The organism is Streptomyces sp. NBC_01788, from assembly GCF_035917575.1.
Taxonomy (GTDB): Bacteria; Actinomycetota; Actinomycetes; order Streptomycetales; family Streptomycetaceae; genus Streptomyces.
In genome coordinates this window covers 4714432-4740223 of the sequence record NZ_CP109090.1, presented here as the reverse complement: position 1 = coordinate 4740223, position 25792 = coordinate 4714432, and the positions used below count along the sequence as shown (strand labels likewise).

Here is a 25792-nt window from a genome sequence, read left to right as displayed (position 1 = left end):
GCGTGTGTCAGCGCTTGTGCTGGGAGTCCCCCACCGTCACCTCGACGCGCTGGAACTCCTTGAGCTCGCTGTAGCCGGTCGTGGCCATGGCGCGGCGCAGGGCGCCGAAGAAGTTCATCGAGCCGTCGGGGATGTGCGAGGGACCGGTGAGGACCTCCTCGATGGTGCCGACCGTGCCGAGGTCGACCTTCCGGCCGCGCGGCAGCTCCTCGTTGACGGCCTCCATGCCCCAGTGGTGGCCCTTGCCGGGAGCGTCGGTGGCACGGGCCAGCGGGGAGCCCATCATCACGGAGTCGGCGCCGCAGGCGATCGCCTTGGGCAGGTCGCCGGACCAGCCGACGCCGCCGTCCGCGATCACGTGCACGTACCGGCCGCCGGACTCGTCCATGTAGTCGCGGCGGGCGGCGGCCACGTCGGCGACCGCGGTGGCCATCGGAACCTGGATGCCGAGCACGTTGCGCGTGGTGTGCGCGGCGCCGCCGCCGAAGCCGACCAGGACACCGGCCGCGCCGGTGCGCATCAGGTGCAGGGCGGCGGTGTAGGTGGCGCAGCCGCCGACGATCACCGGCACGTCGAGCTCGTAGATGAACTGCTTGAGGTTCAGCGGCTCGTGCGAGGACGACACGTGCTCCGCCGACACCGTGGTGCCGCGGATGACGAAGATGTCCACGCCCGCGTCCACGACGGCCTTGGAGAACTGGGCGGTGCGCTGCGGGGAGAGCGCGGCGGCGGTGACCACGCCCGCGTCGCGCACCTGCTTGATCCGCGCGCCGATCAGCTCCTCCTTGATGGGAGCGGCGTAGATCTCCTGGAGGCGGCTGGTCGCGACCTCGGCGGGCAGCTCGGCGATCTCGTCGAGCAGCGGCTGCGGGTCCTCGTACCGCGTCCACAGGCCCTCGAGGTTGAGCACGCCCAGGCCGCCCAGCTCGCCGATGCGGATGGCCGTGGCCGGGGAGACGACCGAGTCCATGGGGGCCGCCAGGAAGGGCAGCTCGAAGCGGTAGGCGTCGATCTGCCAGGCGATCGAGACCTCCTTCGGGTCCCGCGTACGGCGGCTGGGGACGACGGCGATGTCGTCGAAGGCGTACGCCCGGCGGCCGCGCTTGCCGCGCCCGATCTCGATCTCAGTCACGTCTGTGGCCTTTCCCTGATGCGTTGCAGCGTCTTCCAGTATCGCCGACACCCATGGCAAAGGCGGCCCCGGAGGCTTCCGGAGCCGCCCTGCACGGCGTGCCGCCTACTTGCTGCTGTAGTTCGGCGCCTCGACCGTCATCTGGATGTCGTGCGGGTGGGACTCCTTCAGGCCCGCCGAGGTGATCCGGACGAAGCGGCCCTTGGACTCCATCTCCTCGATGGTGGCCGCGCCCACGTAGCCCATGGTCTGGCGCAGACCGCCGACGAGCTGGTGCAGGACGTTGGCCAGCGGGCCGCGGTAGGGCACCTGGCCCTCGATGCCCTCGGGCACGAGCTTGTCGTCGGAGGCCACCTCGGCCTGGAAGTAGCGGTCCTTCGAGTACGACCTCGCCTGGCCGCGGGACTGCATGGCGCCGAGCGAGCCCATGCCCCGGTAGGACTTGAACTGCTTGCCGTTGATGAAGAGCAGCTCGCCGGGCGACTCCTCGCAGCCCGCGAGCAGGCTGCCCAGCATGACCGTGTCGGCGCCGGCGGCGAGCGCCTTGCCGATGTCGCCGGAGTACTGCAGGCCGCCGTCGCCGATCAGCGGGATGCCCGCAGGGCGGGCGGCGAGGGAAGCCTCGTAGATGGCGGTGACCTGCGGGACGCCGATACCGGCGACCACACGCGTGGTGCAGATCGAGCCGGGGCCCACACCCACCTTGATGCCGTCGACACCGGCGTCGATCAGGGCCTGCGCGCCGTCACGCGTGGCGACGTTGCCGCCGATCACGTCGACGGACACGCTCGACTTGATCTTCGACATCCAGCTCAGCGCGTTGCTGTTGTGGCCGTGCGAGGTGTCGACGACCAGGAAGTCCACCCCGGCCGCGGCGAGCGCCTGGGCGCGCTCCAGGGCCTCGGGGCTCGCACCCACCGCGGCACCGACGAGCAGCCTGCCCTCGGAGTCCTTGGCCGCGTTCGGGTACTGCTCCGCCTTGACGAAGTCCTTGACGGTGATCAGGCCCTTGAGGACGCCCGCGTCGTCGACCAGCGGCAGCTTCTCGATCTTGTGCTTGCGCAGCAGCTCCATGGCGTCGACGCCGGAGATGCCGACCTTGCCGGTGACCAGCGGCATCGGCGTCATGACGTCGCGCACCTGGCGGCTGCGGTCGGACTCGAAGGCCATGTCACGGTTGGTGACGATGCCCAGCAGCTTGCCCGCCGGGTCGGTGACGGGCACACCGCTGATGCGGAACTTGGCGCACAGCGCGTCCGCCTCGGCCAGCGTCGCCTCCGGGTGCACCGTGATGGGGTCGGTGACCATGCCGGACTCGGACCGCTTGACCAGGTCGACCTGGTTGACCTGGTCCTCGACCGAGAGGTTGCGGTGCAGCACGCCCACGCCGCCCAGCCGGGCCATCGAGATCGCCATGCGGGACTCGGTCACCTTGTCCATCGCCGCCGAGAGCAGCGGGATGTTGACCCGGACGTTGCGGGAGATACGGGACGATGTGTCGACCGCGTTGGGGAGCACCTCGGATGCGCCCGGCAGGAGGAGCACGTCGTCGTAGGTCAGCCCGAGTGTCGCGAATTTCTCGGGCACTCCGTCGACGTTGGCAGTCATGACACCTTCCCCAAATGGCCTTGATCGGTGCGGATGTCCATGCTAACGGGAAGCACGCCTCTCTCATTCCACGGTTCTGAGCAGCCGCCGGATTCGTACTTTCGTACGGAAATGACCTGCCGCACGTTCAACCGGGGCGGTGAGTGAGGGGCGGGACGGCCGCCTACTGTTCGGCCAGGGCGCGCAGCCGGCTGAGCGCGCGGTGCTGGGCCACCCGGACCGCTCCGGGTGACATTCCCAACATCTGTCCCGTTTCCTCCGCGGTCAACCCCACCGCGATGCGCAGCAGCAGCAGCTCGCGCTGGTTCTCCGGGAGGCTGGCCAGCAGCTTCTTGGCCCACTCGGCGTCGCTGCTGAGCAGGGCGCGCTCCTCCGGGCCGAGCGAGTCGTCCGGGCGCTCGGGCATCTCGTCCGAGGGCACGGCCGTCGAGCCCGGGTGCCGCATGGCGGCGCGCTGCAGGTCGGCGACCTTGTGGGCGGCGATGGCGAAGACGAAGGCCTCGAAGGGACGGCCGGTGTCCTTGTAGCGCGGCAGGGCCAGCAGGACCGCGACGCAGACCTCCTGGGCGAGGTCCTCGACGAAGTGCCGGGCGTCGCCCGGGAGCCGGGACAGCCGGGTGCGGCAGTAGCGCAGCGCCAGTGGGTGGACACGGGCGAGCAGATCGTGCGTGGCCTGCTCGTCGCCGTCGACGGCGCGGTGGACGAGCGCACCGATCGCCCCTTGGGCAAGTGCCGCCTGGTCGTCACGCATCGGTCCATGGTGCCTTGACGTCGTCCGGTCCGTGGCACCGCCTTCGTGGTTGTGCACCGAAGCGTTATGAGCAGGTGCGCCGAAGCTCATCCCCTGCGCCCTCCCCTTCCGCTCGATCAACTCGTCCGCGAGGAACTCCACACCCTCAAGGATGCGTCATCCGCGGCGAAACAAGCAGCGGGCCTCCGGCGGGGCGCTTTGCCACCGGCGCCCGCGGTGCTGTATTGCACCTCGCGCGTGTTCCGGCCCCACGTTCCCACAGGGCCGCGACGGCCGCCTGCCGTCTCCCGACCGCCCGGGGCCGGGGAGCGGCACCCGTGCGGGGACGTGCGAGCGGCACGGCCGCGCGTCCGGCCGACCGGACACCCCCCACGCTCGTCGCCGCGCGTGGGGGTGGCGTCACGTTCCGGTACGCCGGTCCGGGGCGGCCCGACCGGGATCCGCACGGGTCCTAGCGGACCAGGCCCCAGCGGAAGCCGAGGGCCACCGCGTGTGCGCGGTCCGACGCGCCGAGCTTCTTGAACAGCCGGCGGGCGTGGGTCTTCACGGTGTCCTCGGAGAGGAACAGCTCGCGGCCGATCTCCGCGTTGGAGCGGCCGTGACTCATGCCCTCCAGGACCTGGATCTCCCGCGCGGTGAGCGTGGGCGCGGCGCCCATCTCGGCCGAGCGCAGCCGGCGCGGGGCGAGCCGCCAGGTGGGGTCGGCGAGGGCCTGCGTCACCGTGGCCCGCAGCTCCGCGCGGGAGGCGTCCTTGTGCAGGTAGCCGCGGGCGCCGGCGGCCACGGCGAGCGCCACGCCGTCGAGGTCCTCGGCGACAGTGAGCATGATGATGCGCGCGCCGGGGTCCGCGGACAGCAGGCGCCGGACGGTCTCGACGCCTCCCAGACCGGGCATGCGCACGTCCATGAGGATGAGATCGGAGCGGTCGGCGCCCCAGCGGCGGAGGACTTCCTCGCCGTTGGCCGCCGTCGTCACACGCTCGACGCCGGGCACGGTCGCGACCGCGCGGCGCAGCGCCTCTCGGGCAAGCGGGGAGTCGTCGCAGACGAGGACGGATGTCATGGCCGTCCTCCGCAGCTGATGCGCGTCACCTTGAGCCTCCAGGCTGGTACGGAATCGTCACCTGTGCGGTCGACCGTCTCGGGCGCCCGCCCGAGCGCTTGTGTTCTCAACCGCCTCCGCACTCTCAACGACGGTCACTCGAAAGAGTTACGGGGCTGTCCGCCGCCTTCGGCACTCTACGTGAGGGAACGGACACAGAGCAGACATGAACGTCGGACCCTCAACTTTTCATCACAAGCCATGCCCCATTTAGCCCCTCTTGTTCCCGTTTCTAGGTGTCTAGGGCTAGATTCGCAATGAGTCATATTTTCATCTCCTTAGATCGGAGATGTACGGTCGTTGGCACCGTATCCGCCACGAACGGCTACAAGGGGTCACGTAATGGCAGATTTCTCCCGCCTTCCCGGACCGAACGCGGACCTGTGGGACTGGCAGTTGCTGGCTGCCTGCCGCGGGGTCGACAGCTCGCTCTTCTTCCATCCCGAGGGCGAGCGCGGGGCGGCCCGGAGCGCTCGAGAGAACTCGGCCAAGGAGGTCTGCATGAGGTGCCCGGTCCGTGCGGAGTGCGCGGCACACGCCCTGGCGGTGCGCGAGCCGTACGGAGTGTGGGGAGGCCTGACCGAGGACGAGCGCGAGGAGCTCATGGGGCGGGCACGGAACCGGCTGGTGTCGGCGTCGTCGACCAGCGGGGACACCGCCTCCGAAAACTGAAGGAACGTTTTTTCTGATCCGTTCGCAGAGAGCCGCAGCAGGGCACGCGTCACGCGTGCCCTCGCGATACCCCGATCCCTGATCCGCCGACCGTGTGCTCGCCGATCCCTTGATCCGCCGATCCCCCACCGACCGCCTGCGCGCCGATCCCGATCACTGACCCCGGACCCCGGTCCCCCTTGTGCCGGCCCGTGTCAGCGGGCCCCGGCCCGCACCAGCTCCTCCAGCGTCGCCGCCACCGCCGGCACCTGTGCCAGGTCGGGCAGGGTGAGGGCGACGATCTCCCGCCGCACCGCCGGTTCCAGCTCCACGGTGCACGCGCCCCTGGGCCGCACCGACTCGACCGCGAGCTGGGGCAGGACGGCGACCCCCAGTCCCGCGCCCACCAGGCCGACCACCGCCGGGTAGTCGTCGGTCGCGAAGTCGATGCGCGGCGTGAAGCCGGCGCCCTCGCACACCTGGACCAGCTGGCCGCGGCAGCGCGGGCAGCCCGCGATCCACGGATCGCCCGCGAGGTCGCCGATGGCCACGGACCCCGCACGGGCCAGCCGGTGCCGCTCGGGCACCAGGGCCACGAGCCGGTCGGTCAGCAGCGGCCGTACGACCAGGTCCTCCCACTCCGCGGCGTCCGCGGCCCCCTCGTAGCGGAAGGCGAGGGCCACGTCGCAGTCGCCCTGGCGCAGGAGTTCGACGGACCTGGGCGGCTCGGCCTCCTCCAGGGAGACCCGGGTGCCGGGGTGCGCGGCGCGCAGCGCGGCGAGCGCGGTGGGCACGAGCGTGGAACTTCCGCTGGGGAAGGAGACAAGTCGTACCCGCCCGGCCCGCAGTCCGGCGATGGCGGCGATCTCCTCCTCGGCGGCGGTGAGCCCGGCGAGGATGCCGGTGGCGTGCCGGACGAGCGCGTCGCCGGCCTGAGTCAGGCGCATCTCGCGGCCGGCCCGGACCAGCAGCGGGGTGCCGACGGCGGCCTCGAGGGCCTTCATCTGCTGGCTGACGGCGGGCTGGGTGCAGCCCAGCTCGCGCCCCGCCGCGGAGAAGGAGCCGGTGGTGGCCACGGCACGCAGCACACGGAGATGACGAGCCTCGATCACACCAACGAGCATAAGTGAAACTTGGGCGGACGGCGGATTATCGCGTCGACACTTTGACCGGCGCTCGCCTACCGTGCCCGCATGAAGCTTCTGTCTGTGAACCTGGGCCGCGCCGAGGCCGTTCCGTACACCGACCAGCCGGACGGCGTGACCGGCATCGGCAAGCGGCCCGCGGACGGGCCGGTCAAGGTGTCGGCGCCCGGGCCGAAGGGGGTCGGCGCGAGCGGGCTGGCCGGGGACGCGGTGTGCGACACGCGGCACCACGGCGGCGACGACCAGGCGGTGTACGCGGTGGCGCGCGAGGACCTCGACGAATGGGAGCGCGAGCTGGGCCGGACGCTGGCCAACGGCGTCTTCGGCGAGAACCTCACCACGCTCGGCCTGGACATCACCGGCGCTCGGATCGGCGAGCGCTGGCGCATCGGCTCGCCGCTCGGCCCCTCGGTGCTCCTGGAGGTCACCAGCGGACGGATTCCCTGCCGGACCTTCCAGGGCCATCTGGGTGAGAAGGGATGGGTGAAGCGGTTCACGCAGCGGGCGGCGCCGGGCGCGTATCTGCGGGTGCTGGAGGCCGGTGAGATCCGGGCGGGCGACCCCGTCGAGATCGTGCACCGCCCGGACCACGACGTGACCGTGGGCCTGCAGTTCCGGGCCATGACGACCGAGCGCCCGCTGCTGCCCCGGCTGCTCGCGGCGGGTACGGCGCTGCACCCGGAGTCGCTGGCGGCGGCCCGGAAGTACGCGCGCGAATACGCGGGCTGACCGGCTGTCATCGTCCCGGCCGACACGTGGGCATCACCGGTCGGGAGGGCCTGTGCAGAGATCGGGACAAGGTGCCGGGGGCCACTAACCTTTCGGCATGACAACGGCTCTGATTACGGGATCGACCGCGGGCATCGGCGCCGCCTTCGCGCGACGGCTGGCGGCCGACGGGCACAACCTGGTGCTGGTGGCGCGCGACACCGCCCGCCTGACGGAGCAGGCCACCGAGCTGCACGACCGGCACGGCATCGAGGCGGAGGTGCTGACGGCCGACCTGGCGACGGACGCGGGCATCGAGACGGTCGCCGCCCGGCTGGGCGACCGCAAGGACCCCGTGGACCTGCTGGTCAACAACGCCGGCTTCGGCAACAAGGGCCGTTTCCTGGACGTGTCGATGGCCGACGAGCTCAGGATGATCAAGGTGCACGTCGAGGCGGTGCTGCGGCTGACGTCGGCGGCGACCTCGGCCATGCGCGAGCGCGGCCGGGGCGGGGTCGTGAACGTGGCCTCGGTGGCCGCCTTCGTGCCGCGCGGCACGTACGGCGCGTCGAAGGCGTGGGTCGTGCAGTTCACCCAGGGCGCGGCGCGCGACCTGGCCGGCAGCGGCGTACGGCTGATGGCGCTGTGCCCCGGCTTCGTGCGCACCGAGTTCCACGAGCGGGCCGGCATGGGCACGGACAACATCCCGAACTGGATGTGGCTGGACGCGGACAAGCTGGTCGCGGCGGCGCTGACGGATCTGGCCCACGGCAAGACCCTGTCCATCCCGGATCCGCGGTACAAGGCGCTGATGGGCCTGGTGAAGGTGACGCCGCGCGGCCTGCTGGGCGGGATCACCTCGAAGACGGGCCGCAAGTACGGACCGCAGTGACGGTACGGAGGTGGCGGAGGCGCCCCGGTGGGAGAATGGCACCGACGGAAAACCGGACCGGGCCAGGGGACCGGAGGCGCGTCATGACCTTCGTACAGCTCATCGACTGCAGGACGAGCCGGTTCGAGGAGATGAACCGGTTGCTGGACAGCTGGGTGGAGAAGACCGGGGGCAGGCGGACCGCGACGCACGCGGTCGTCGGCAAGGACCGCTCGGACGGGACCCATGTCGTCGAACTGGTGGAGTTCCCGTCGTACGAGGAGGCGATGCGGACCTCGAACCTGCCGGAGACCGACGAGATCTTCCGGAGCCTGGTCGCCCTCTGCGACGAACTGCCCACCTTCACGGACCTGGACGTCGTGCGGGACGAGCCGCTCCGCGCGACCCTCGTACGCCGTTTCTACGGCACCCTGACGACCGCCGGTGAGCTGCCGCCGCTCAACGACCTGATCGACGAGGACTGTCACAGCCACGACCCCGTCAACCCCCAGGTCACCATCGGCCTGGACGCCATCCGCCGCGACTTCCGCATGTGGCGCGACGCCTTCGACGCCTCCTTCACGGTCGAGGACTTGATGGCGCAGGGCGACCGGGTCTGCGCCCGCTGGACCTGGACCGCCACGCACCGGGGCGAGTTCCTCGGCATCGCCCCCACCGGCAAACGGGTCACCATGACCGGCATGACCGTCTTCCGCTTCGGCGACAACGGCCGGATCACCGAACTGTGGTGGCAGCACGACCAACTGGGACTGCTGCAACAGCTCGGCGCGCTGGACGAGTTGGAGCAGTAGGCAGGGCCCACCGGTCGGCGTCCGGCATCGCTCGGGAACGTGACAGGAACCGGTCTCACCCGGGGCGATGTCTGGGCGAGCATGGCAAGCCTTCTGTTTCTCACCCTGGCCCTCGCGCCGTTCCTGACGCCGATCGTGGTCGTGGCTGCCGCCGCGGCTCTCGCCCAACGGGCCCATACCCGGCTGCCATACAGCGGGTGGCGTCAGCCGAGTGCCACGACGTGCGCGCTGGTGGCGGTCCTCGCCGGCACGGCGGCGCTCGGCGCGTACGCGTACGGCGCGATGTCGGGCTTCTACATCCTGGATCCGGGCCAGATGTGTGCGTCGTGGGGCGTGCAGGGCGACCACATCGTGACGCGTATGACGCTGCCGGTCAGTGCGCAGTGCGTCACCTCGGGCGGCGTGGGCACCGAGTTGGTTCCGGGCTGGGTGAATCCCGTGGTCTTCGTGGGGCTGACAGTGTTCGTGCTCGCCCTCGCGACAGGAACCCTCACAGTGGTGCGTCGGCGCCTTCCCCGCCGAGAGGACCCGGCACCGGAGACACGAGACCACCAGCCCATTCCTCGGCCGCCGTCCGTCTCCTGACCTGGCAGCTCTCGCTCCAGCAGGGAGCGCTCGAGTGAGGCCTTCGTGCACGAGCGGCGCGTGCAGGTGCCCGGCATGCTCTGGGTCACCCAACAGCAAGACCCGATGAACTCACCGCCCTGAGCCAAGAGATGGGGCTGATCCGACCAGTGGCGGCAGAGGCGCCGGGCTGCGGCTGAGCCAGGGAAGACCGAGCGCCTGGAGGTCAGTAGTGGTACCGGGCCTTGATGATCACGACTTCCTTCTCCGTGGCCCGGTAGACGAGGCGGTGCTCATCGTCGATCCGGCGTGACCAGTAGCCCGACAGGTCGCTCTTCAGCGGCTCCGGTTTTCCGATACCGGTGAAGGGGTCGCGCTGGATCTCGCCGATCAGACGCACGAGCTTGCGGAACAGTTTCCTGTCGGCGGACTGCCAGTACAGGAGGTCCTCCCACCCGGTGGGGCGGAACCGTACGTCCCTCACTCCCCGTCCTCCGCCAGAGCCTCCAGCTCCTCCATGCTCTTGGTGATCACCGGGGTGTCGGCGGCCTTGTCCGCAGCGACGGCCGCCATGAGGTGAGCGGCGTTGGCCGGCGAGCGCAGCAGGTAGACGGTCTCCTGCCAGGAACGGAAGTCGTCGGCGGACATCAGTATGGCGTTGCCGCCCCTGGAGGTGATCTCGACCGGCTCATGGTCGTCGTTGACCTGCTGGATCAGCGGGAAAAGCCTGGCGCGGGCCTCGCTGGCGGTGATGGACACGGGCGCCTCCTCCACGGGACTCGTACGGGAGAACCGTACCACTCGACCGGTACGAGTTCCTGGTACCAGTCGGACAGGATCATGCTTCCCCGGCGAGCGGCAACGACCGGTGCCCGGCGCCCCCGAAGGGGTGCCGGGCACCGGTGGTTCGGCTCAGTTCAGCGGAGCGCTCAGTGGGCGTGGCCGTGGCCGTGGCCCGCTGCGGCCGGCTCTTCCTCTTCCTTCTTCTCGACGACCAGGGTCTCGGTCGTGAGCAGGAGGGAGGCGATGGAGGCGGCGTTCTCCAGGGCGGAGCGGGTGACCTTGACCGGGTCGATGACGCCGGCCTTGACCAGGTCGCCGTACTCGCCGGTGGCGGCGTTGTAGCCGCTGCCCTTCTCCAGCTCCGCCACCTTGGAGACGATGACGTAGCCCTCGAGGCCGGCGTTCTCGGCGATCCAGCGCAGCGGCTCGACGGCGGCCTTGCGGACGACCGCGACACCCGTGGCCTCGTCGCCGGTCTTGTCGAGGTTGCCCTCCAGGACCTTCACGGCGTGGACGAGCGCGGAGCCACCACCGGAGACGATGCCCTCCTCGACCGCGGCGCGGGTCGCGGAGATGGCGTCCTCCAGACGGTGCTTCTTCTCCTTCAGCTCCACCTCGGTGGCGGCGCCGACCTTGATCACGCACACGCCGCCGGCCAGCTTCGCGAGACGCTCCTGGAGCTTCTCGCGGTCCCAGTCGGAGTCGGTGTTCTCGATCTCGGCCTTGATCTGGGAGACGCGGCCCACCACGTCGTCCTTGTTGCCGGCACCGTCGACGATCGTGGTGTCGTCCTTGGTGACGGTGACGCGGCGGGCGGAGCCGAGGACGTCAAGACCGGCCTGGTCGACCTTGAGACCGACCTCCTCGGAGATGACCGTGGCGCCGGTGAGGACCGCCATGTCCTGGAGCATCGCCTTGCGGCGGTCGCCGAAGCCGGGGGCCTTGACGGCCACGGCGTTGAACGTGCCGCGGATCTTGTTGACGACCAGGGTCGACAGGGCCTCGCCGTCGACGTCCTCGGCGATGATCAGCAGCGGCTTCGAGGCGTTCGCCTGGATGATCTTCTCGAGGAGCGGGAGCAGGTCCGTGATGGCGGAGATCTTGCCCTGGTGGATCAGGATGTACGGGTCGTCGAGGACGGCCTCCATACGCTCCTGGTCCGTGACGAAGTACGGGGACAGGTAGCCCTTGTCGAAGGCCATGCCCTCGGTGAAGTCCAGCTCCAGACCGAAGGTGTTGGACTCCTCGACGGTGATGACGCCGTCCTTGCCGACCTTGTCCATCGCCTCGGCGATGAGCTCGCCGACCTGCTGGTCCTGGGCGGACAGCGCGGCGACCGCGGCGATGTCGGACTTCTCGTCGATCGGGCGGGCCGAGGCGTGCAGCTCGTCGGAGACGGCCTTGACCGCGGCGTCGATGCCCTTCTTCAGAGCGGCCGGGGAGGCACCCGCGGCGACGTTCTTCAGGCCCTCGCGCACGAGCGCCTGGGCGAGCACGGTGGCGGTGGTGGTGCCGTCACCCGCGATGTCGTTGGTCTTGGTCGCCACCTCCTTCACCAGCTGGGCGCCGAGGTTCTCGTACGGGTCCTCGATCTCGACCTCGCGGGCGATGGTGACGCCGTCGTTGGTGATGGTGGGCGCGCCGAACTTCTTGTCGATGACGACGTTGCGGCCCTTGGGGCCGATCGTCACCTTGACCGTGTCGGCAAGCTTGTTGACGCCGCGCTCGAGGGCGCGACGGGCGTCCTCGTCGAACTTCAGGATCTTCGCCATGGCAGCGGGAGCCCTCTCGAAATCTGGTGGAAAGACACTGCGCCCCGGGCGCCCGGCTTCTTATCGGTCGCGGGGGGCCAGGGGCGCAGCTCAAGCAGAATTGCTTCGGCTTCGTTAAGAAGCGGGTGAACTACTTCTCGATGATCGCGAGGACGTCGCGAGCCGAGAGGACGAGGTACTCCTCGTTGTTGTACTTCACCTCGGTGCCGCCGTACTTGCTGTAGAGCACGACGTCGCCGACCTTCACGTCGAGCGGAAGACGGTTGCCGTCCTCGAAGCGGCCCGGGCCCACGGCCAGGACGACGCCCTCCTGGGGCTTCTCCTTGGCGGTGTCCGGGATGACCAGGCCAGAGGCCGTGGTCTGCTCGGCGTCGAGCGGCTGGACCACGATGCGGTCCTCGAGCGGCTTGATGGCAACCTTGGTGCTGGCGGTCGTCACGATCCGACCTCCCCCTTCGGAGATCTCACGGGGTTAACTGTCTGAGGTGGCGACCAGGTCGATCCGTCGTCGCGGGTGCCGGACCTGCCCGTCGCTGTGTTGGCACTCTCCAGGGGGGAGTGCCAGACCTGAGACTATGACCGCGATTAGCACTCGGTCAAGCGGAGTGCCAATTGCCTCGTGGCGCGTCGGCGGGTGGGGGCGCATCAGGGAACGTGTGTTCGAGGTGCTGTGGGTGTGTGTGGGCGTCCCTGGGGGCTTCGCCCCCGGACCCCCGGATCGGCCTGAACGGCCTCGTCCTCGAACGCCGGACGGGCTGCTTGATGCCGGACTCGGCCGGGAAGCTCAGCCCCGAGGCAGCGCTGCCTGAGGCCGAACCTCAGAGGTAGTCCTGCAGCCGTCCCACCGTCAGGCCCTTTTCCTGGATGGTGCGGAGCAGGCGGGTCGTGCGGTCGCGGAGGGGCGGGCCGTCGAGGTCGTCGTCGTCCGAGGCGACGAGGAGGATGTCGCCGGGGCGCAGTTCGTGATGGCCGTGGCTGAAGCGCAGGCCGGTGTCGGTCGTGGCGGCGCGCCACAGGACGACGGCCGAGACCCCGCAGTCGGCGGCGGCGCGCAGGGTCGTCGTGTCGTATCTGCCGTAGGGCGGGCGGAAGAGGCGGGGGGTGACGCCGAAGCGGGAGCGGATCTTGTCCCGCTGGCCGCAGATCTCGGCGCGCTGGCCCGCGTAGGGCAGTCCGCGCAGCGAGGGGTGGTCCAGGGTGTGGTTCTGGAGGTCCGCGCCGACCGACATCAGGTGCGCGAAGTGCCCGTACCCCGGTCCGACGACACTGTCCGTGAGGAACATGCTGACCGGCAGCCGCAGTTCACGGACCATGTCGACGAACCGCGGATCCTTCTCCGCGCCGTCGTCGTAGGTGAGGAAGACGACCGGGTCGGAGGTGGCGATCCGGTCCACGACCTCGGGCAGGCCGGCGGACGGGGCGGCGCCGGCGCGGCGCGCCGGACGGGCCGGCGGCTTCGGCGGTGCGGGCAGCGGCGCCCTGAGGCCCCAGCGCCGGTAGGCCTGGTCGGCCGCCGCCGGGCTCGGCGACCGTACGCCCTGTGCCGCCTTGCGGCCGAGCCGTTCGAGGGGGTCGACGGACGTGGCGCAGCCGGCCAGCAGGGAGGCGGCGAGCAGGGCCACCGCCACGTGCCGGGACCTGAGGGGCCGCAGCCTCACAGGTAGTCCTCCAGCCGGGCCACCGCGTACCCGTCGGCCGTGACCTTCTTCAGGAACCGGCGCATGTCGTCAGCCATGGTGCCGTTCCACTCGCCCCGGCCGCGGAAGTGGGTGAGCACGATGTCGCCGGGGCGCAGGCGCTGGTCGTCCTCGCGGAACTCCCAGTGGTCGACGTAGACCTCCTCGTTCCAGATCGGCGCGTACTCGATGCCGCAGGACTTGGCGGCGCGCAGGGTGTCCTGGTTGTAGTTGCCGTAGGGCGGGCGCATCATCCTCGGGCGCTTGCCGAACTGCTTCTCCATGATGTCCTGCGTGTCGCAGATCTCCCGGCGCTGCTCCTCGTAGGACAGGCCCGGCAGGTAGGGGTGGTGCAGCGTGTGGTTGTTGAGAGTGACCCCCAAGGCCTGCATCTTCCGGAAGTAGTCGTAGTCGTCCTTGATCAGGTAGTCGCTGAGGAAGGCGGTGTACGGGATCTTCAGGTCCCGCATCATCCGCAGGAACTCCGGGTCCTTCTCCGCTCCGTCGTCGATGGTGAGGAAGACGACCTTGTCCTTGGTGGGGACCGTGGTGAAGACCGGGGGCAGGTTCCAGTCCTCCTGGTGGTTCACCTCGAAACCGGCGCGGGCGGTGGCCCTGAGTTTCTTCGTGGGCGGCTTCGGGGGGAGCAGCGGGACCTGCTCCAGGCCCCAGCGCCTGGCGGTGGCCGCCCGCTGCGCGTAGGAGAAGTGCAGGCGGTCGGCGTAGGAGCCGAGGGCGGGGGCGGCGGGCGCCTGGTGGCGCGGCTGGCCGGGGGCCGGGCGCACCTGTGCCGCCGGCTCCGCGCAGCCGGAGGCGAGCGTGGCGACGGCGAGCACCGCGAGCCCGCCGCGGATCCGGTTCCCGCGCATCAGGAACCTTTCAGGACTATTTTTATCGTTTTGTCCTACAAGCCTCATGGCGCCGGATCCTCGCAGGCCCACCGCCCAGAAGCCGGGGCGACACCGCGGCCGGAGGCACACCGTCCACCGACTGGCCCACAATGAGCCGGTGAACGACCACCTCCACGCCTTCGCCTCGCTGCTCACCCCCGAGGGCCGCGCCCTCCTCGACGAGGTGCGCGGCACCGAACCCGCCGACGAACTCGCCGTCGCCACCCGGCTGCGCCGTGAGCACCCCGCCGAACTGGTGTCGGCGGCGCTCGGCCAGGCCCGGCTGCGGCAGCGGGCGGCCGCGAAGTTCGGGGCCGAGGACGCGGGCCGGATGTTCTTCACGCCGAACGGCGTGGAGCAGTCGACGCGGGCGAGCGTGGCGGCCCACCGGGCGGCCCGGCTGCGGGAGTCGGGGGTGACCTCGGTCGCGGACCTGTGCTGCGGGATCGGCGGCGACGCGATCGCCCTCGCCCGCGCCGGGATCCGGGTCCTCGCCGTGGACCGGGACCCGCTGACCGCCGCCGCGGCCCGCGCGAACACCGAGGCGCTCGGGGTGGCGGACCTGATCGAGGTGCGGGAGGCGGACGTCACGGAGGTCGACACGGCCTCGTACGACGCGGTGTTCGTGGATCCGGCCCGCAGAGCGGCAGGAGGAAGGGGCGCGCGCATCTTCGACCCGGAGGCGTACTCGCCGCCGCTGTCCTGGGCCGTCGGCGCCGCGCTCCGGGCGCCCCGCGCGGCCCTGAAGATCGCCCCCGGCATCCCGCACGAGCTGGTCCCGCCGCAGGCCGAGGCCGAATGGATCTCCGACGGCGGGGACGTGAAGGAGGCGGTGCTGTGGTTCGGCACCGAGCCGGGCCTGATCAGGGCCACCCTGCTGCCCGGCCCGCGCACCCTGCGCGGCCGCGGCCTGCCCGACCCCGCGGTCCGCACCCCGGGCCGCTACCTGTACGAGCCCGACGGCGCCGTCATCCGCGCCCACCTGGTCGCCGAGGTCGCCCAGGAGCTCGACGGCGGCCTGATCGACGCGACCATCGCGTACGTGACCGCCGACGAGCTCCGCCCCACCCCGTACGCCACCGCCTACGAGATCACCGACCGGCTGCCCTTCAACGTCAAGAAGCTCAAGGCGCTGCTGCGGGAGCGCGAGGTGGGCACGCTGACCGTGAAGAAGCGGGGCTCGGCGGTGGAGCCCGAGGAACTGCGCAGGAAGGTCCTTCCGAAGCCGCACGGGAAGAACGCGGCGACGGTGTTCCTCACCCGCGTCGCGGGGGCCCCTGCCATGCTGATCGGCCACCCGGCGGCCTGACGCCCGCGGGAGGCGGCGACCACCCCGCCGGGGCTCCCTCAGCCGTTCTCGGCGGCCCGCCTCAACAGCAGTTCCCGCTCCCGCTCGTTGCGGGCCAGGGACGCCGCCCGTTCGAACTCGGCGCGCGCCTCCGCCGTGCGTCCGAGACGGGCCAGCAGGTCCGCGCGGACGCTGGGCAGCAGGTGGTAGGCGCGCAGGGCGGGCTCGGCGGCCAGGGCGTCGACGATCTCCAGGGCCGGGGCCGGTCCCTCTGCCATCGAAACGGCGACCGCGCGGTTCAGCTCCACGACGGGGGAAGGGGACCGGGCGGCCAGGAGGGAGTACAGGGTGACGATGGCGGGCCAGTCGGTCTCCTCATAGGTGTACGCGCGCGCGTGGCAGGCGGCGATGGCAGCCTGCAGGGCGTACGGACCGGGGGCCCCGGTGGTGTCGGCGCGGGCCAGCGCGGCGACACCACGGGCGATGAGCATGCGGTTCCAGCGGCGGCGGTCCTGGTCCTTGAGCAGCACCGGTTCGCCGTGCGGACCGGTGCGGGCGGCGGCGCGGGAGGCCTGGAACTCCAGGAGGGCCACCAGGGCGTGCGCCTCAGGTTCCTTCGGCATCAGGCCGGCCAGCAGCCGGGCCAGGCGCAGCGCGTCCTCGCACAGCCCCGGGCGCAGCCAGTCGTCGCCGGCCGTCGCGGCGTACCCCTCGTTGAAGATCAGGTAGATGACGCCGAGGACCGAGCCGAGCCGGGCCTCGCGCTCGGGGCCGTACGGCACCTCGAAGGCGACGTTCCGCTGGGCCAGGAGGCGTTTGGCGCGCACGATCCGCTGGGCGACCGTCGACTCGGGCACGAGGAAGGCGCGGGCGATCTCGGCCGTCGTCAGGCCGCCGAGCAGCCGCAGGGTGAGGGCGGTGCGCGCCTCGGCGGACAGCACGGGGTGGCAGGTGGTGAAGACCAGGCGCAGCAGGTCGTCGTCGATGTCGTCCGGGGCCGAGGGCTCTTCGGGCGGCGGGACCGCCTCCAGGTTCCGGCCGATCTCCTGGAGCTTGTGCGCGTACCGCTCCCGGCGGCGCACCAGGTCGACGGCCCGGCGCCGGGCGGTGGTCATCAGCCAGGCGCCGGGGTTTCCCGGCAACCCGTCCCGGGGCCACTGCTCCAGCGCGGCGACCAGGGCGTCCTGCGTCAGCTCCTCGGCGATGCCGATGTCCCGCACTATCCGGGCGACGGCCGCGACGACCCGAGGCGACTCCAGCCGGAAGACGGTCTCGAGGTCTTCCTCCAGGGCGCCGGGGGGTTCGGTGGGCCGGGCGTGCTGCTGTTCCACAACCCACCATCGAACACCCCCGGCGGCCCTGGGCCAAGGAGCACTCAGCCCTCGGCGATCTCGCGCACCTCGCACGTCACCGTCCAGAACTCCTCGTGCACCTTGAGGAACCGCTTGGTCCACTCGACGGCCTCCGCCATGTCCTTGCACTGCATGAACGCGTAGCCGCCGACGACCTCCTTCGACTCCGTGAAGGGCCCGTCGGTGACGGAGATCCGCCCGCCCTCCCAGTGCACCCTGGTGCCCTGCGCGGACGGCATCAGCCCGGCGGTGTCCAGCATCACTCCCGCCTTGGTGACCTCCTCGATCAGTTCCCCCATCCGCTGCATCAGCTCGGGGCTGGGCCCCTCGGCGGGCACGGTGCTCTCGTCGATCTTCACAAGCGACAGGTAACGCGGCATCGGTGACTCCTCGGCCGGCCGGCGGGGCCTCTCCCCGCCTCTCACCCCGTACGTCGAACAGGGGACGGCGGAATCGACACACTCCCCGGAATTTCTTCGGAGATTTTTCCCGAAGGGCGTTTCAGCAGGTCAGAGGGGTCCGTGGACAAAGGTCACCGCAGCGACGTCCACAGGTCGGCCGCGTCCGGTTCCTGCGCCACCACCCGGTTGGGGTTCCACGGGGCCGTCACCACCGGCATGGTCACCGTCTTCACGTTCTGCGCCGACAGGCCCCGCAGGCTCTCGCCGAGGGTCGTCAGCTCGCCCAGCGAGTCGAGGCCGGTGTCGGTGGTCAGGCTGCCGGTCACCGCGTCGGCGACCCGGTAGAGCCCGGCGGGGTCGTTCAGCAGGCCGGAGTCGGACATCTGCTCCAGCAGCGCCTTGACCAGCGTCTGCTGGAGGCCTATGCGGCCCAGGTCGCTGCCGTCGCCCACGCCGTACCGGGTGCGGGCCAGGGCGAGGGCGTCGGTGCCGTCCAGATGGTGGGTGCCGGCCTTCAGGCGCAGATGGCTCTTGTCGTCGTCGATGTCCAGCTCGGTGGTGACGGTGACCCCGCCCATCGCGTCCACCAGCTTCGCGAAGCCGGAGAAGTCGATCTCGACGTAGTGGTCCATGCGGATGCCGGTGAGCATCTCGGCCGTCTTGACCGCGCACACCGGACCGCCCACCGAGTACGCGCTGTTGAACATGGCGTAGTGGGCCACCGCCGTGGAACCACCGGACTCCAGCGGGCAGGACGGGCGGGTCACCAGCGTGTCGCGCGGGATGCTCACCACGGTCGCCGAGGTCCGGCCCGCGTCGATGTGCACGATCATCGCGGTGTCGGAGCGGGCGCCCTCGCTGTCGCCGCCGCCGAGTTCCTTGTTCTGCGCGCCGCTGCGCGAGTCCGAGCCGAGGACCAGGATGTTGAGGGCCCCGCTGGGCAGATCGGCCGTGTTGGCCGACGGCGCGCTGAGCGGTCTGGGCGGGCGGTCGTCCCCGAGCGCGCTGTTGATGTCGACGCCCTTGATGTTCTGGTTCAGGTGCCAGTACGCGAGGCCCGCCGCCGCGACGCCCAGCATCAGGACGCCCGTCAGACCGAGTCCCACGGCCTTCAGGGCCCGTGACCGCCGGCCGGATTCTCCGCCCGCGTCCCAGCTCCCGCTGTCGCCGTCGGTGTCGCCCCGGTCGCTGTCATGTCCCCTGTTGTGTCCCCTCACGGGGAGGAACATACGTCCGACTCACGCGGGACCCGACAGGGGGAGGCGCCCATGACCGATTTCTTCGGAAAATCTCATCTTCCCCGAACCTATGGGCACTTGGGCTTCACTTCGCGGGCGCCGCCGTGCTGCTGCGCACCACCAGACTCGTGGCCAGCTCCACCCGGGTCGCCGCCGGCGCGTCCTCCTCGCGCCCGAGGTCGAGGACCAGCTTCGCCGCCGCCTCGGCCATCTCCGTCAGCGGCTGGCGCACGGTCGTCAGCGGCGGCCCGACCCAGCGCGCCACCGGCAGGTCGTCGAAGCCGACCACGCTCAGGTCCTCCGGGACGCGCAGGCCCAGTTCGCGCGCCGCCTCGTACACGCCGAGCGCCTGGAGGTCGTTGCCCGCGAAGACGGCGGTCGGCCGGTCCTCGCGGCGCAGCAGCTTCAGACCGAGCCGGTAGCCGGCCTCGTGGTGGAAGTCGCCGGTCACGATCAGCGACGGGTCCACCGGCAGTCCGGCCGTCTCCAGCGCGGCCCGGTAGCCGTCGACGCGGGCGCGGCTGCACATCATCCGGGAGGGCCCGCTGATGGCACCGATGCGGGTGTGCCCGAGCTCCACCAGGTGCCGGGTGGCGGCCAGCCCGCCCTGCCAGTTGGTGGCGCCGATCGAGGGCACGTCGGCACCCGGGTCGCCGGCCGGGTCCATCACCACGAACGGGATGGAGCGGCTGGTCAGCAGCGCCCGCTGGGACTCGTCGAGCCCGGACAGCACCAGGACCACGCCGTGCGGCCGGCGGGCGGCGACCTGGTCGGCCCAGGTCCGCCCTGGAGTGAGCCGGCCGGCGCTCTCGGAGAGCACGACGCTCAGCCCCGCGTCCCGCGCCACGTTCTCCACGCCCCGGATGACCTCCATCGCCCAGGCGCTCTCCAGCTCGTGGAAGACCACGTCGATCAGCGGCGAGCGGGTCGCCTCCGCCCGCCTGCGCCGGTAGCCGTGCGCCCGCAGCAGTTCCTCGACCCGGGAACGGGTGGTCGGGGCGACATCGGCACGACCGTTGAGAACCTTCGAAACAGTCGGAGCCGACACGCCGGCCTCGCGGGCGATCTCGGCGAGCGTGGCGGTCTGCGTTCCTGCAGTCTTCGTCGGCTTCATGGTCGCGATCGTATCTCTGCGCGACCTCTTGACGAACCCCCTCGACCGCTTTAGGTTCCCGGAACATTCGAAGTGCCATACGAAACATTCGGCGACTCGAAGAGTTCGGCCAGAACGAACATTCGGAACACGACATTCGTGAGAGGTGCCGTCACATGGAGTCCTACAGCAGGCGCTGGTTTCTCGGCGCCGGCGCCACCACCCTCATCACCGCGGGCCTTACCGCCTGCGGTTCCGGCAGCGGCTCCGGCGGCTCGGGCGACACGCTCACGGCGATGGTGTACGGCGACGACGCGGTGAAGGTGCAGTCCGCGGCCGTCAAGCGGTTCAACGCCTCCGCCGCGGCCAAGAAGGCGAAGGGCCGGATCCAGCTGGAGAAGGTGCCGGGCTCGGACTACCCGGCCAAGCTGCGCACCGCGATGGGATCGCCGCACGCCCCTGACGTGTTCTTCAACTGGGGCGGCGGCTCCATCAAGGCGTACAAGGACGCGGGCCAGCTGGTCGACCTCACCGACACCATCGGGTCCGACCCGGTCCTCAAGAGCGGCTTCCTGCCCTCCGTGCTCGCGGCCGGGGCGCTCGGCGGCCGCAACTACGGCGTCCCGATGCGCGGCATGCAGCCGGTGATGCTCTTCTACAACAAGGCCATGTTCGCCGAGCACAAGCTCCAGCCGCCCACCACCTGGGACCAGCTGCTCGACAACAACGCCAAGCTGAAGAAGGCGGGCATCGCCCCGTTCGCGCTCGGCGGCGCCGACGTCTGGCCGGAACTGATGTGGCTGGAGTACCTGGTGGACCGCATCGGCGGGCCCCAGGTCTTCGAGAAGATCAAGAACGGCGACTCCTCCGGCTGGGGGGACCCGGCCGTCCTCAAGGCCGCCCAGACGGTCAAGCAGCTCATCGACGACGGCGCCTTCGGCCAGGGCTTCAGCTCGGTGGCGTACACCAACAAGGGCGCGCCGGCGGTCTTCGCCAAGGGCAAGGCGGCCATGCACCTGATGGGCTCGTGGGAGTACTCCACGCAGCTCGGCGAGTTCCCGGACTTCGCCAAGAAGAACCTGGGCTGGTGTCCGTTCCCGAAGTTCGACGGCGGCGCCGGCGACATCCGCAACGTCGTCGGCAACCCGACCAACTACTGGTCGGTGAACAACCGTACGTCCAACAAGGACGCGGCGATCGCGTTCCTGAAGGAGTGCGCCTCCGAGCAGTACGCCAAGGACCTGATCGCCAACGGCGACATCCCGACCACGTCCAACGCGGCCAAGCTGCTGGACGCCGCTCCCAACCCCGAGTTCGCCAGGTTCCAGTACGAGATGGTGCAGCAGGCCCCCGCCTTCACCCTGAGCTGGGACCAGGCGGTCGACCCGAACATCTCCACGCCGATGCTCACCGAGATCAACAAGCTGTTCGTGGGCAAGTCGAGCCCGAGCCAGTTCGTATCCGCGCTCCAGGGGCTGAAGTGAGTTCGACGGTCTCCACCGGGACGAAGGGCAGGCCTGGGCAGGGCGTGCGGGCCGGTCGCCCGCACGCCGCCTGGGCCCTGCCCGGCGTTCTGTTCTTCGCCTTTTTCGCCATCGCACCGATGGCCCTGGCCTTCTACCTGTCCTTCACCTCGTGGAACGGCCTGGGCGACCCCGAACCGGCGGGGCTGGCCAACTGGCGGAAGCTGTTCAACGACCCGCGCCTGACCCAGTCGATCACGGTGACCGTGCTGCTCACCGTGGTCAGCTGGACCTTCCAGACGGTGATCTCGCTGCTGCTGGGCGTCTGGGCGGCCGGCCGCCAGCGCAACCGGGCGGTGCTGTCCGCGATCTTCTTCACGCCGTTCCTGCTGTCCTCGACGGCGATCGCGCTGCTCTTCTACTCCCTGCTCGACCCGAACTTCGGCATCATCCGCGGGGACACGTTCGGCTCGACGTCCGGCGCCTTCCTGGCGATCGTCTTCGTCGGCGGCTGGCAGTTCATCCCCTTCCACACCCTGATCTACCAGGGCGGGGCGCGGCAGATCCCGGAGGTCCTGTACCAGGCGGCGGCCATCGACGGCGCCGGCCGCTACCGCCAGTTCTTCTCGATCACCCTGCCCCAGCTGCGCAACACGGCGACCACGTCCAGCGTGCTGATGATCGTCGGCTCGCTCACCTACTTCGAGACCGTCCTGATCCTGACCCAGGGCGGCCCCGGGACGGACACCGCGATCCTGCCGTACCTGATGTACGAGGCGGGCTTCAAGAGCTACGACTTCGGTTACGCGAGCGCCATCGCGTCCTTCCTCGTCGTGGCCGCCACCGCGCTGTCGCTGCTGCTGGTCCGGCTGACCGGCTTCGGTGCCATGCGCAGCACCAGGGAAGGAATGTGACGAAATGTCACACGACACGCTGCCGCGCCGTCCGCTGGACGCTCCCGAGGCGGGGGTGACCGCGGCCACCGCGCACCGCCGCCGTCACTGGACCAGGCGCCCGAACCCGCTGGCCGGCCTCGGCTCGGTGATCTGGCTGGTCGTCGTGATCATCCCGATCTACGCGATGATCTCGACCTCGCTGACCCGGCAGGACGAGTCGCTGGGCAACGCCCTGGACCCGCCGAAGCACCCGACCCTGGACAACTACAACACCGTCCTGCACAGCGGGTTCGGCCATCTCCTCGCCAACACGGTCACCGTCGCGGCGGCGGTGGTGGCCATCGTCCTCGTACTGTGCGTCCCGCTCGCCTACGTCGCCGTCCGCACCCGCAGCTTCTGGTCGGGGGCGGCCTTCCGCATGTTCCTGCTCGGAGTCGCGATCCCGGCCCAGGCGGTCGTCGTGCCGCTCTACCTGATGATCGCCAAGCTGAACCTCTACGACAGCCTGCTCGCGGTCATCCTGCCGACGGCGGCCTTCGCGATGCCGGTCTCGACGCTCATCCTCACCGGCACCCTGCGGGACATCTCCGAGGAGCTCTACGAGGCGATGGCACTGGACGGCGCCTCCCCCACCAGGATGCTGTTCCAGCTCGTCATCCCGATGTCCAAGGGCGGCATCAGCACGGTCGTCGTCTACTCGGCCCTCCAGGCCTGGAACGGCTTCCTCTTCCCGCTGATCTTCACCCAGTCCGACGGCCCGCGCGTGCTGACCCTCGGACTGTTCAACTACGTCAGCGAGTTCGGAGTGAACATCCCCGCGCTGCTCGCCTCCGTCGTCCTCTCCGGCATCCCGATCTTCGCCGTCTACCTGGTGGCCCGGCGCGCCCTGGTGGGCGGCCTGATGGGCGTGGGCGGCAAGTGACCCGGCCCGACCGGCGGCAGCCGAATCCCCCCTCAGCGACAGACCCGACAGGAGTTTCATGACCACCGCCCCCTGGCGCGACCCCGCCCTGTCCGCCGCCGCCCGTGTCGACGACCTGCTGTCCCGGATGACCCTCGCGGAGAAGGTCGCCCAGCTCTACGGCGTGTGGGTGGGCGCCGCGACGGACGGCGACGGCGTCGCCCCGCACCAGGAGCAGATGAACACGGACTACGACTGGGACGAGCTGATCACCCTCGGGCTCGGTCAGCTCACCCGCTCCTTCGGCACCGCCCCCGTGAACCCGGCGCTGGGCGCGCAGGCACTGGCCCGCGCCCAGCGCCGGATCGCCGAGGCCGGCCGCTTCGGCATCCCGGCGGTCGCGCACGAGGAGTGCCTGGCGGGCTTCACCGCCTGGGGCGCGACCGCCTATCCGGTCCCGCTGGCGTGGGGCGCCACGTTCGATCCGGAGCTGGTGGAGGAGATGGCCGGCCGCATCGGGCGGGACATGCGCTCGGTGGGCGTGCACCAGGGGCTCGCGCCCGTCCTGGACGTGGTCCGCGACCCGCGCTGGGGCCGGGTCGAGGAGACCGCCGGCGAGGACCCGTACCTGGTCGGCACGATCGGCAGCGCGTACGTGCGGGGCCTGGAGTCGGCGGGGATCGTGTCCACGCTGAAGCACTTCGCCGGGTACGCCTCCTCGGCGGGCGCCCGCAACCTGGCCCCCGTGCGGGCCGGCACCCGGGAGTTCGCCGACGTCACGCTCCCGCCGTTCGAGATGGCGCTGCGCGAGGGCGGCGCGCGCTCGGTGATGGCCGCGTACACGGAGACGGACGGCGTCCCGGCCTCCGCGGACCCGCAGCTGCTCACCGGACTCCTGCGCGAGCAGTGGGGTTTCACCGGCACGGTGGTCGCCGACTACTTCGCCATCGACTTCCTGCGGACCCTGCACCGGGTCGCCGGCACCCCGGCCGAGTCGGCGCACCTGGCCCTGGCCGCCGGGATCGACGTCGAGCTGCCGACGCTCAAGTGCTACGGCAAGGAACTGGTCGCGGCGGTCCAGGACGGCACGGTCGCGGAGTCCCTGGTGGAGCGCGCGGCCCGCCGTGTCCTGCTCCAGAAGTGCGAACTGGGCCTGCTGGACGAGGACTGGGCCGCGGACACCCCCACCGAGTCGATCGACCTGGACTCCGCGGAGAACCGGGCCGTGGCCCGCCGGGTGGCCGAGGAGTCGGTGGTGCTGCTGGCCAACCCGGACGGGGTGCTGCCCCTCTCCCCCGACACCCGGATCGCGGTCGTCGGCCCCAGGGCGGCGGACGCCCTGGCCATGCTGGGCTGCTACTCCTTCCCCTCGCACGTGGGCACCCAGCACCCCGAGGTGCCCATGGGCATCGAGATCCCCACCCTGCTGGACGCCCTGCGCGGCGAACTGCCCGACGCGAAGGTGACGTTCACGGAGGGCTGCGACGTCTCCGAGCCCGACGTCTCGGGCTTCGAGGAGGCGGTCGCCCGGGCGCGGGAGGCCGACGTGTGCGTGGCCGTCCTCGGCGACCGCTCGGGCCTGTTCGGCCGGGGCACGTCCGGCGAGGGCTGCGACGTGGCGGACCTGGCGCTGCCCGGCGTGCAGGGCGCGCTGCTGGACGCGCTGGTGGAGACGGGCGTCCCCGTCGTCCTCGTCCTGCTCACCGGCCGCCCCTACGCGCTCGGCCGCTGGGACGGGCAGCTCGGCGCGGCCGTCCAGGCGTTCTTCCCGGGCGAGGAGGGCGGCCCGGCGGTCGCGGGCGTCCTGTCGGGCCGCGTGAACCCCTCGGGCCGGCTGCCGGTGAGCGTGCCGCGCGGGCCCGGCGGCCAGCCGTGGACGTACCTCCAGCCGCCGCTGGGCCTCGCGGGTGAGGTGAGCAACCTGGACCCGACCCCGCTGTACCCGTTCGGGCACGGGGTGTCCTACACGGCGTTCGAGTGGTCGGACTTCCAGGGCAACGATGTCATCGGGATCGGCACGGACGGCTCGTACGACGTCTCCGTGACCGTGCGCAACGCCGGTGACCGGGCCGGCGCGGAGGTCGTGCAGCTGTACCTGCACGACCCGGTGGCGTCGGTGACCCGCCCGGACGTCCGCCTGATCGGCTACCGGCGGCTGGAGCTGGAGCCCGGCGAGTCCCGCCGGGTGACCTTCCGCTTCCACGCGGACCTGTCCGCGTTCACCGACCGCACGGGCCGGCGCGTGGTCGAACCGGGCGCCCTGGAACTCCGCCTGGCCACATCGGCGTCGGACGTCCGCCACACGGCCCACCTGACCCTGACGGGCCCGGTACGGGAGGTCGGCGCGGAGCGCCGTCTGCACTGCGGGACAGAAGTCTCGCCGACGCCCTGACCCACCCCTGGGGGCCGCCGCCCCCAGCCCCCCGCTTCGGCCTGAACGGCCTCGTCCTCAATCGCCGGACGGGCTGAAAAAACAGCCCACCCGGCGATTGAACCGAAGGAGAGGGAAGCGGGGGTGCAGGGGGCAGAGCCCCCGCCGGGGTTGGGGGCGGAGCCCCCGGGGACGGGATCCCTCAACTCACCGAGACGGGCGGGAGGGTGGACGTAGGCCGCAACAAAAACCCCGCCCCCGGACAACCGGGGGCGGGGTTCCATCGAGCGCCGGGCAGGCCTTGCACCTGCATCTCCCCGCAGG

The 25792-nt window shown here is 71.0% G+C and carries 25 protein-coding genes; 10 read left to right on the top strand and 15 right to left on the bottom strand.

Going from position 1 to position 25792, the window contains the following annotated elements; translation table 11 throughout:
* Window positions 1-7: 7 nt before the first annotated feature.
* The 4 genes from OIE49_RS21640 to OIE49_RS21625 form a co-directional block, all read right to left on the bottom strand.
* Window positions 8-1132 carry a GuaB3 family IMP dehydrogenase-related protein gene (locus tag OIE49_RS21640; protein WP_100569802.1) on the bottom strand — a complete coding sequence of 375 codons (1125 nt, stop codon included), beginning with the start codon at window positions 1130-1132 and terminating at the stop codon, window positions 8-10.
* Between the two features lie 105 nt (window positions 1133-1237).
* Entirely contained in the window at window positions 1238-2740 is a 1503-nt protein-coding gene (gene guaB, locus OIE49_RS21635) for an IMP dehydrogenase (RefSeq protein WP_100569801.1), read from the bottom strand.
* A 163-nt stretch (window positions 2741-2903) separates the two neighbouring features.
* A complete protein-coding gene (locus OIE49_RS21630; protein ID WP_100569800.1) occupies window positions 2904-3491 on the bottom strand; it encodes a sigma-70 family RNA polymerase sigma factor in 588 nt (195 codons plus the stop codon).
* A 451-nt stretch (window positions 3492-3942) separates the two neighbouring features.
* Complete coding sequence (locus tag OIE49_RS21625) at window positions 3943-4554, bottom strand: response regulator transcription factor (protein WP_003948568.1); 612 nt, start codon at window positions 4552-4554, stop codon at window positions 3943-3945.
* Window positions 4555-4935: 381 nt separating this feature from the next.
* Here OIE49_RS21625 and OIE49_RS21620 point away from each other — a divergent pair, with 381 nt between their 5' ends.
* A complete protein-coding gene (locus OIE49_RS21620) occupies window positions 4936-5265 on the top strand; it encodes a WhiB family transcriptional regulator (RefSeq protein ID WP_100569799.1) in 330 nt (109 codons plus the stop codon).
* 194 nt (window positions 5266-5459) lie between these two features.
* On the opposite strand, the gene OIE49_RS21615 is transcribed toward OIE49_RS21620, so the two are convergent.
* Window positions 5460-6356, bottom strand: a complete 897-nt coding sequence (locus tag OIE49_RS21615; RefSeq protein WP_100569989.1) for a LysR family transcriptional regulator — start codon at window positions 6354-6356, stop codon at window positions 5460-5462.
* Window positions 6357-6437: 81 nt separating this feature from the next.
* Between OIE49_RS21615 and OIE49_RS21610 the strand changes: the two genes are divergently transcribed.
* The 4 genes from OIE49_RS21610 to OIE49_RS21595 all read left to right on the top strand — a co-directional run bounded on the left by OIE49_RS21610 (window position 6438) and on the right by OIE49_RS21595 (window position 9365).
* Window positions 6438-7118 carry an MOSC domain-containing protein gene (locus OIE49_RS21610; protein WP_100569798.1) on the top strand — a complete coding sequence of 227 codons (681 nt, stop codon included), beginning with the start codon at window positions 6438-6440 and terminating at the stop codon, window positions 7116-7118.
* Between the two features lie 97 nt (window positions 7119-7215).
* A complete protein-coding gene (locus OIE49_RS21605; protein WP_100569797.1) occupies window positions 7216-7989 on the top strand; it encodes an SDR family NAD(P)-dependent oxidoreductase in 774 nt (257 codons plus the stop codon).
* An 83-nt stretch (window positions 7990-8072) separates the two neighbouring features.
* Complete coding sequence (locus tag OIE49_RS21600) at window positions 8073-8780, top strand: ester cyclase (protein ID WP_326803710.1); 708 nt, start codon at window positions 8073-8075, stop codon at window positions 8778-8780.
* Window positions 8781-8861: 81 nt separating this feature from the next.
* Complete coding sequence (locus OIE49_RS21595) at window positions 8862-9365, top strand: hypothetical protein (RefSeq protein WP_326803709.1); 504 nt, start codon at window positions 8862-8864, stop codon at window positions 9363-9365.
* Between the two features lie 205 nt (window positions 9366-9570).
* Here the strand turns inward: OIE49_RS21595 and OIE49_RS21590 are convergent, their stop codons facing one another.
* From OIE49_RS21590 to OIE49_RS21565, 6 genes are all read right to left on the bottom strand, one after another.
* A complete protein-coding gene (locus OIE49_RS21590) occupies window positions 9571-9828 on the bottom strand; it encodes a Txe/YoeB family addiction module toxin (RefSeq protein ID WP_326803708.1) in 258 nt (85 codons plus the stop codon).
* Window positions 9825-10103, bottom strand: coding sequence for a type II toxin-antitoxin system Phd/YefM family antitoxin (locus tag OIE49_RS21585; protein ID WP_100569794.1), 279 nt, complete (start codon window positions 10101-10103; stop codon window positions 9825-9827). The genes OIE49_RS21590 and OIE49_RS21585 overlap by 4 nt, the downstream gene beginning before the upstream one ends.
* Window positions 10104-10273: 170 nt before the next feature.
* Window positions 10274-11899, bottom strand: coding sequence for a chaperonin GroEL (groL, locus tag OIE49_RS21580; protein ID WP_326803707.1), 1626 nt, complete (start codon window positions 11897-11899; stop codon window positions 10274-10276).
* Window positions 11900-12029: 130 nt separating this feature from the next.
* Window positions 12030-12338 (bottom strand): co-chaperone GroES, encoded by a 309-nt coding sequence (gene groES / locus OIE49_RS21575; RefSeq protein WP_100569792.1) that lies wholly within the window; start codon window positions 12336-12338, stop codon window positions 12030-12032.
* A 379-nt stretch (window positions 12339-12717) separates the two neighbouring features.
* Window positions 12718-13557 (bottom strand): polysaccharide deacetylase family protein, encoded by an 840-nt coding sequence (locus OIE49_RS21570; RefSeq protein ID WP_326803706.1) that lies wholly within the window; start codon window positions 13555-13557, stop codon window positions 12718-12720.
* Window positions 13554-14492 carry a polysaccharide deacetylase family protein gene (locus OIE49_RS21565; protein WP_442812265.1) on the bottom strand — a complete coding sequence of 313 codons (939 nt, stop codon included), beginning with the start codon at window positions 14490-14492 and terminating at the stop codon, window positions 13554-13556. Before OIE49_RS21565 ends, OIE49_RS21570 begins: the two co-directional genes overlap by 4 nt.
* Before the next feature lie 91 nt (window positions 14493-14583).
* On the opposite strand from OIE49_RS21565, the gene OIE49_RS21560 reads away from it, so the two are divergent.
* Window positions 14584-15774, top strand: coding sequence for a class I SAM-dependent methyltransferase (locus OIE49_RS21560; protein WP_326803704.1), 1191 nt, complete (start codon window positions 14584-14586; stop codon window positions 15772-15774).
* Between the two features lie 38 nt (window positions 15775-15812).
* Here the strand turns inward: OIE49_RS21560 and OIE49_RS21555 are convergent, their stop codons facing one another.
* From OIE49_RS21555 to OIE49_RS21540, 4 genes are all read right to left on the bottom strand, one after another.
* Entirely contained in the window at window positions 15813-17084 is a 1272-nt protein-coding gene (locus OIE49_RS21555) for an RNA polymerase sigma factor (protein WP_326803703.1), read from the bottom strand.
* Between the two features lie 44 nt (window positions 17085-17128).
* Entirely contained in the window at window positions 17129-17485 is a 357-nt protein-coding gene (locus tag OIE49_RS21550) for a YciI family protein (RefSeq protein WP_326803701.1), read from the bottom strand.
* Window positions 17486-17637: 152 nt separating this feature from the next.
* Window positions 17638-18735 carry an LCP family protein gene (locus OIE49_RS21545; protein WP_442812264.1) on the bottom strand — a complete coding sequence of 366 codons (1098 nt, stop codon included), beginning with the start codon at window positions 18733-18735 and terminating at the stop codon, window positions 17638-17640.
* A gap of 94 nt (window positions 18736-18829) precedes the next feature.
* The gene (locus tag OIE49_RS21540; protein WP_326803700.1) at window positions 18830-19858 is read right to left on the bottom strand and encodes a LacI family DNA-binding transcriptional regulator; all 1029 of its coding nucleotides are present in this window, start codon (window positions 19856-19858) and stop codon (window positions 18830-18832) included.
* Window positions 19859-20013: 155 nt separating this feature from the next.
* On the opposite strand from OIE49_RS21540, the gene OIE49_RS21535 reads away from it, so the two are divergent.
* From OIE49_RS21535 to OIE49_RS21520, 4 genes are read left to right on the top strand one after another with little or no spacing between them, the layout of a single operon-like run.
* A complete protein-coding gene (locus OIE49_RS21535; RefSeq protein ID WP_326803699.1) occupies window positions 20014-21321 on the top strand; it encodes an ABC transporter substrate-binding protein in 1308 nt (435 codons plus the stop codon).
* Window positions 21318-22214: a carbohydrate ABC transporter permease gene (locus OIE49_RS21530; RefSeq protein ID WP_100569785.1), complete on the top strand. Its 897-nt coding sequence runs from the start codon at window positions 21318-21320 to the stop codon at window positions 22212-22214. The genes OIE49_RS21535 and OIE49_RS21530 overlap by 4 nt, the downstream gene beginning before the upstream one ends.
* Before the next feature lie 4 nt (window positions 22215-22218).
* Window positions 22219-23118, top strand: coding sequence for a carbohydrate ABC transporter permease (locus OIE49_RS21525; RefSeq protein ID WP_326803698.1), 900 nt, complete (start codon window positions 22219-22221; stop codon window positions 23116-23118).
* Between the two features lie 58 nt (window positions 23119-23176).
* Window positions 23177-25489 carry a glycoside hydrolase family 3 N-terminal domain-containing protein gene (locus tag OIE49_RS21520; RefSeq protein WP_326803697.1) on the top strand — a complete coding sequence of 771 codons (2313 nt, stop codon included), beginning with the start codon at window positions 23177-23179 and terminating at the stop codon, window positions 25487-25489.
* The last annotated feature ends 303 nt before the right edge of the window (window positions 25490-25792 follow it).